The following is a 7,446-nucleotide window of genomic DNA, read 5'->3' on the forward strand; positions in this document are numbered from 1 at the left end:
GGGCGACGTGCCCGCGGTCGTGCGGCTCGCCGCCGCCGCGCACGTCGTGAGCACCACCGTCGGGCCGTACGCGAAGTACGGCCGCGCCCTCGCGCACGCCTGCGCCGCGGCCGGCACCGACTACGTCGACCTGACCGGCGAGGTGATCTTCGCCCGGGCCAGCGCCGACGAGAACCACGAGCTGGCCCGCTCGACCGGCGCCCGGATCGTGCACTCCTGCGGCTTCGACTCCATCCCGTCGGACCTCGGGGTGCACGTGCTGTGGCAGCAGGTGCGGGCCGACGGGGCCGGCGAGCTCACCGACACCACGCTCGTGGTCACCAGCATCCGCGCCGGGATCAGCGGCGGCACCATCGACTCGATGCGCCACCAGCTGGACGTGGTCCGCCGGGACAAGGCGCTGCGGCGGCTGGTCGCGAGCCCGTACTCGCTGAGCCCGGCCCCGGCCGACGAGCCGGACCTGGGCCGGCAGGAGGACATGGTGCTGCTGCGGGGCTCGGAGGTCGACCCGTCGCTGCGCGGCAGCCTGGGACCGTTCGTGATGGCGTCCTACAACTCGCGGGTGGTGCGGCGCAGCAACGCCCTGCGGGGCCACGCGTACGGCCGGGCGTTCCGGTACCGCGAGGCGATGAGCACCGGCACCTCGCCGCTGTCGCCGGTGCTCGCCGCGGGCACCAAGGCCGGGCTCGGCGCGCTGGTCGTCGGCCTGTCCCTGCCGCCGACCCGGTTCCTGCTGGACCGGATCCTGCCCAAGCCCGGCGACGGGCCGGACGAGGCGACCCGCAAGCGGGGGCACTTCACCATGGACCTGTTCACCACGACCAGCACCGGCGCGCGCTACACGGCCCGGTTCCGGGCCAAGGGTGACCCCGGCTATCAGGCCACCGCGGTCATGCTCGGCGAGTCGGCCCTGGCCCTGGCCCTGGACCGCGCGGAGCTGCCGGAGACCACGGGCGGCGTGCTGACGCCGGCCACCGGAATCGGTGACGCACTGGTCGAACGGCTGCGGGCGACAGGCATGGAGATCACCGCGCGGCGGCTCGGCGACTGAGTACTGTCCGATTTAGGTACTCGGGGTCGCCCGGCCGGCCGGGCCGGGGTTAGCGTCCGGGGATCGCCCGCAATGCCGCGTGGAGGTCCTGGATGCGCAGAATCGCCCTCATCTCATCTGTCGTCATCGCCCTGGTGCTGGCGGCGGTCGCGCCCGCCGGCGCGCAACCCACCCCGTTCCGGCCCGGCGCGCCGGGCATCGGTGACCCCTACTTCCCGCTGGCCGGCAACGGCGGTTACGACGTACGCCACTACGGCCTGGACATCAGATACACGCCGGCCACCGACGTGCTGGCCGGCACCGCCACGATCACCGCCCGCGCCACCCAGCACCTGTCCGCGTTCAACCTCGACTTCGACGGCCTGACCCTGCGGTCGCTGACCGTGGACGGCCGCCCGGCGGCCTGGCAGCGGGCCAACGGCGAGCTCACCGTCACGCCGCAGCGTGGGCTGCGCAAGGGCCGCACGTTCACCGTGGTGGCCCGCTACGACGGGGTGCCGCAGATCATCGCCGACCCCAACCTGGGCTCGTCCGGGGTCTTCACCACCGACGACGGCATGGTCATCGTCGGGCAGCCCGAGGTCGCCTCGACCTGGTTCCCGGTCAACGACCACCCGCTGGACAAGGCCTCCTTCACCACCCGGATCACCGCGCCGCGGGGCCTGCAGTCCATCTCGAACGGCGTGCTGGCCGGCACCAGCACCCGGCACGGCTGGACCACCACCACCTGGCAGGCCCGCGAGCCGATGGCCCCGTACCTGGCCACCGCCACAGTCGGCGAGTATCAGGTGAAGAAGTACTCCAAGGCCGGGGTCGAGTATCTGGACGCACTGGACCCGAAGCTGTTCAAGCCGGCCGCGGCACCGCGCACCGGCACGCAGGTGGCGTTCACCCAGGACGGCGAGCCGGCGTACAAGCGGCTCACCCACACCGTCGACGTGCCCGCCGGCGGGGCGACGCTGAACTTCCACGTCACCCGCGACACCGAGCCGGAGTGGGACTACTTCTTCGTCGAGGCGCACACCGCCGGGGCGGACGACTGGACCACCCTGCCGGACGCCAACGGGCACACCAGCACGGAGACCTCGGCGCTCTGCTTCTACGGACCGCAGACGTACCCGTTCCTCACCCACTACCTGACGCCCGGCCCGGACGACACCTGCGCGGCGCCGGGCACCACCGGCACCTGGCACGCGGCCACCGGCAAGAGCGACGGCTACGAGGCGTGGTCGATCGACCTTTCCGGGTACGCGGGCAAGCAGATCGAGGTGTCCCTGAGCTCGGTGAACGATCAGGCCATCACCGAGGCGGGCGCGTTCGTCGACGACGTGGTGGTCTCCACCGGCCAGGGCACGACATCCTTCGAGTCCGACGGGAACACCCTGGACGGCTGGGTCCCCGGCGGTCCCCCGCCCGGCAGCCCGGCCAACCCGAACACCTGGATCGCCGGCACGGTGGACCAGTTCCCGCCGACCGTCGGTGACCGGGCCGCGGGGTCGCTGGCCCGCGAGCCCGAGATCATCTCCTTCCTGGCCGAGAACTTCGGGCCGTACCCGTTCTCGGCCGCCGGCGGCATCGTGGACAGCTCGGACCGGTTCGGCTTCGCGCTGGAGACCCAGACCCGCCCGGTCTACGCCCAGGTCTTCTTCAGCAGCCCCGAGTCCGGCGACGCCGTGGTGGTGCACGAGCTGGCCCACCAGTGGTACGGCGACAGCCTGGCGGTGGCGAGGTGGCAGGACATCTGGCTCAACGAGGGCTTCGCGACGTACGCCGAGTGGTTGTGGAGCGCGCGCGAGAAGCACGGCACCGAGCAGGAGATCTTCGACGCCAACTACCAGGGCATCCTGGACCCGGAGTTCTGGGCGCTGCCGATCGGTGATCCCGGCCCGGACCACCTGTTCGACTATCAGGTCTACCTGCGCGGCGCCATGACCCTGCACGCGCTGCGCATGGAGGTCGGCGACCAGGCCTTCTTCACCATCCTGCGGACCTGGGCCTCGACCCGGCGCGGTGACAGCGTCACCACGCCGGAGTTCATCACCCTGGCCGAGCGGATCTCCGGCCGGTCCCTGGACGCGCTGTTCCAGGCCTGGCTGTTCAGCCCGACCCGGCCCGAGCTGGCGACGCCCCCGGCGAGTTCCGCCCGGGCCGCGTTCGTTCCCGCCCCGATCCCCCGGCACCTGCGCCGCTGACCCGCCGGTCCCGCCCCCGCAGCACCGGGGGCGGGACCGGCCCGGGCAGGACGCAATCCTTGGCCACCTGTCCAAAATTCCGGAAGTCGGGCCTCTGCACGGTCGGCGGTGGTGATAGTGAGGGCATGACCACGGTGATCGCCCCGACCCAGCCTGCCCGCGGACGCCCGTCGTTCGCCGATCTCAGCGTCAACACGAAGGTGCTGTCGGCCGTGGCCGTCGCCGCCCTCGTGGCTCTGATCGTCGGGATCAACGGCATCCGCTCGCTCAGCGAGGCCAGCAACTCCGCGCAGCTCATCTTCAAGAGCAACGTAGCCAGCGTCGAGGCGGTGGGAGAAGTCACCACCTCCGCCACCCAGGCCCGCTCCGACCTGGCCAACCAGGCGCTGTCACTGGACGCGGCGTCGGTCACCAAGTTCACCCAGTCCTTCGACAAGGACCTGGACAGATTCGCTGCCGCGATGGCCGCCTACCGCGCCAGCAACCCGGCCGGCGATCCGGCCCTCATCGACAAGGTCCAGGCGACGTGGACCGCGTACATCAAGGTCGCCCAGGAGGAGATGCTGCCGACCGGGGCGAAGAACGACCTGGCCACCTGGTCGAAGTTGCGCGACACCAAGACGATTCCCCTGCTCACAGCGCTGTTCCAGGACATGGCCACGCTGAAGGCGGCCGAGACGGCCGACGCTGCCAAGAATGCCGCCGCGGCGAAGTCCAACTACGAGTCCAGCCGGACGACCGCGATCCTCACGCTGATCGTCGGGGTGCTGCTCGCGCTGGCCCTGGGCGCGCTGGTGGCCCGCCGCATCGTGCAGGCGCTGACCAAGGTCAAGGACGTCTGCGACGCCCTCGCGGCCGGGGACCTGACCCGGACCGCCGGGCTGACCTCGCGCGACGAGCCGGGCCAGATGGGCCGGGCGCTCGACGCCGCCGTGGGCCGGCTGCGCCAGACGGTGACCACGATCGACGGCTCCGCGGCGTCGCTGGCCAGCGCGTCGGAGCAGATGACCGGCACCGCGACCCAGATCGCCGCCTCGGCGGAGGAGACCTCGACCCAGGCCCAGGCGGTCTCTGCCGCGGCCGAGCAGGTCTCGCGCAGTGTCGACACGGTGTCGGCCGGCAGCGAGGAGATGGGCGCGTCGATCCGGGAGATCTCGCAGAACGCCACCGAGGCCGCCCGGGTCGCCGAGGAGGCCGTCAGCGTCACCGCGGCGACCTCGGCCACCATGGGCAAGCTGGGCGAATCCTCGGCCGAGATCGGCAACGTCATCAAGGTCATCACCTCGATCGCCGAGCAGACCAACCTGCTCGCCCTCAACGCCACCATCGAGGCGGCCCGGGCCGGGGAGATGGGTAAGGGCTTCGCGGTGGTGGCCTCGGAGGTCAAGGATCTGGCTCAGGAGACGGCCCGGGCGACCGAGGACATCTCCCGGCGGGTGCAGGCGATCCAGGCCGACACCAGCCGGTTCCTGGCGCAGGACCGCGGCTACCGCGACTTCCTCGAGCTCGCCACGGCCCAGATCTCCCGGGCGGTGGCGAACGTGCGGGCCTACCAGCAGGAACGGCGCCGGGCGGCCGAGCTGGCCGCGCTCGACACCGCCAAGACCAACTTCTTCTCGAACGTGAGCCACGAGTTCCGTACCCCGTTGACCTTGATCCTCGGTCCGCTGGAGGAACTGCTCGGCGACGACGGGCTCGGCGACGACCTGCGCGAGCGGCTCGTGCCGATGCAGCGCAACGGCGTGCGGCTGCTGAAGCTGGTCAACACGGTGCTGGACTTCTCCCGGCTGGAGTCGGGCCGGCTGCGCGCCGCCTACCGGCCGACCGATCTGGCCGACTACACCGCCCGGCTGGCCAGCACCTTCCGCTCGGCGGCCGAACGGGCCGGGCTGCGGCTCGACATCCAGTGCCCGCCGCTGCCGGCGCCCGTCCACGTGGACCGCGAGATGTGGGAGAAGATCGTCTTCAACCTGCTCTCCAACGCGGTGAAGTACACGCCGACCGGCGGGATCACCGTGCGGATCCGGGAACGCGACCGGGCCGCGGTGCTGGAGGTGACCGACACCGGCGTCGGCGTGTCCGAGGAGGAGCAGCAGCTGCTCTTCGACCGCTTCCACCGGGTCACCGGCGCCTGGGCGCGCAGCCACGAGGGCACCGGCATCGGCCTGGCCCTGGTCCGTGAGCTGGCCGAGCTGCACGGCGGCACGGCTACGGCGCGCAGCGAGCTCGGCGTGGGCAGCACATTCTCGGTGACCGTCCCGCTCGGCACGGCCCACCTGCCCGCCGACCGGATCATCGACGAAAGGCCGGCCGACCTGCCCGAGGAGCAGTCCCGGCTGTACGTCGAGGAAGCGCACTGGTGGATGGGCGACACCGCGCCGGCCCCGGTCGCGCCGGGCGAGGTGCAGGACGGCCGGCGGGGCCGGGTGCTGCTCGCCGACGACAACGCCGACCTGCGCGACCACGTGTCCCGGCTGCTCCGGCCGTCCTTCGACGTCACCAGCGTGTCGGACGGCCTGGAGGCCCTCGAGCTGGCCCGCACCGAGCAGTTCGACCTCGTCCTGACCGACATGATGATGCCCCGGATGGACGGCTTCGGCCTGATCCGGGCGCTGCGCGCGGACGAGCGCACCCGGGACGTGCCGATCGTGGTCCTCTCCGCCCGCGCCGGTGAGGAGGCCTCGGTCGAGGGCCTGGCCGCGGGCGCCGACGACTACCTGGTCAAGCCGTTCTCGGTACGCGACCTGACCGCCCGGGTCCGGTCCAACCTGGAGCTCGGGCAGACCCGCCGGCAGATCATCAGCCGGCTGCGTGGCCTGGTCGACGCGGCCGCGGCGGTCAACGCGGTCAGCACCACCGCCGAGGTGCTCGCCGTCGCCGCCCGGCACGTCCAGGCGATGACGTCGGCCGGCCGGGTCGTGCTGACCGCCCCCGGCGCCCGGGCCGAGGTGGACGGCGGCGCCGGCGGTTCGGCCGCCCCGGATGTCGTGCTGCCGCTGCCGGACACCTCCGGCGCGCCCCTCGGTGAGCTGAGCGTCTGGTCCGGACCGGACGGTCCACCCGAGCCGGTGCTGCTCACCCAGCTGGCCCGCCTGGTCGGGCTGCGGCTGGGCAACGCCCGGCTCTACGAGGCCGAGCACCGCATCGCCAGCACGCTGCAGCACAGCCTGCTGCCGCAGTCATTGCCCCGGGTGCCCGGCGCCATCGTGGCGAGCCGCTACCTGCCGGGCAGCACCGAGGCCGAGGTCGGCGGCGACTGGTACGACGTCATCCTCGCCCCGGACAACCAGCTCTTCCTGGTCATCGGGGACGTGGTCGGCAAGGGGGTGCAGGCCGCGGCCGGGATGGGGCAGCTGCGCAACGCGCTGCGGGCGTACATCCTGGAGGGTTTCGACTGCGGTGAGGCGCTGACCCGGCTGAACCGGCTGGTCGACAACCTGGGCCGGCGCCAGTTCGCCACCGTGGTCTGCGTCCGCTTCGACACCCGCACCCGGGAGCTGCACTACTCGTCGGCCGGGCACCCGTCCCCGATGCTGGCCGCGCCGGGGGAGAAGGGCGACCTGCTCTACTCCAGCGCGCTCGGGCCGCCGATCGGTGCGCTCAAGGACGTGACATACCCGACGCTGACCGCGGCCCTCGAACCCGGCCACCGGCTGCTGCTCTACACCGACGGCCTGGTGGAGGACCGCCGCTTGGGCATCGACCGCGGCCTGGCCGACGTCAGCGCGGAGCTCGCCGAGCCGGCCGAGCACGTCGAGGACCTGCTGGACCGGCTGCTCGACAAGGCGGCCCGGCAGACCCGCCGCGACGACATCGCGCTGCTCGCGCTGCAGGCCACCGAGCCGCGCAAGTTCGAGCTGCGGCTGCCCGCCGACCCGACCCGGCTGAGTGTGCTGCGCCGGCGGCTCGAGGACTTCCTGACAGCCCACGCCGTGCCGGACAACGACGTCTTCGACCTGACCGTGGCGATCTCCGAGGCCGCCGCGAACGCGATCGAGCATCCCGTCGAGCCGGCCGAGCCGGTGATCACCGTCGAGGTGTCGGTGGACGAGGGCTCGGTGCTGGCGACCGTCCGCGACACCGGGAACTGGCGGCCGGCCGGTGACGCCGGCTTCCGCGGGCGCGGCCTGGCGCTGATCGGTGCGCTGTCGGAGCTGTCGGTGGCCAGGACCGGCTCCGGCACCGCGGTGACGCTGCGGCGGG

3 protein-coding genes are annotated in these 7,446 nt (G+C 72.5%); all 3 read left to right on the forward strand.

The features are described from left to right. Positions 1 to 1,051: enoyl-ACP reductase (locus AB0C29_RS24685; RefSeq protein WP_360824351.1), on the forward strand; the 1,051-nt coding region annotated here is incomplete at its 5' end. A 92-nt stretch (positions 1,052 to 1,143) separates the two neighbouring features. Next, the gene (locus AB0C29_RS24690) at positions 1,144 to 3,243 is read left to right on the forward strand and encodes a M1 family metallopeptidase (protein WP_360824353.1); all 2,100 of its coding nucleotides are present in this window, start codon (positions 1,144 to 1,146) and stop codon (positions 3,241 to 3,243) included. A gap of 125 nt (positions 3,244 to 3,368) precedes the next feature. Next, on the forward strand, positions 3,369 to 7,446 hold a 4,078-nt coding region (locus tag AB0C29_RS24695), incomplete at its 3' end, for a SpoIIE family protein phosphatase (protein ID WP_360824355.1).

It is taken from the genome of Actinoplanes sp. NPDC048791, assembly GCF_040650095.1.
Lineage (GTDB): Bacteria > Actinomycetota > Actinomycetes > Mycobacteriales > Micromonosporaceae > Actinoplanes.

Coding starts and splice junctions, on each gene's coding strand:
- AB0C29_RS24690 (WP_360824353.1), top strand. CDS start 1,144: ATGCGCAGAATCGCCCTCATCTCATCTGTCGTCATCGCCCTGGTGCTG.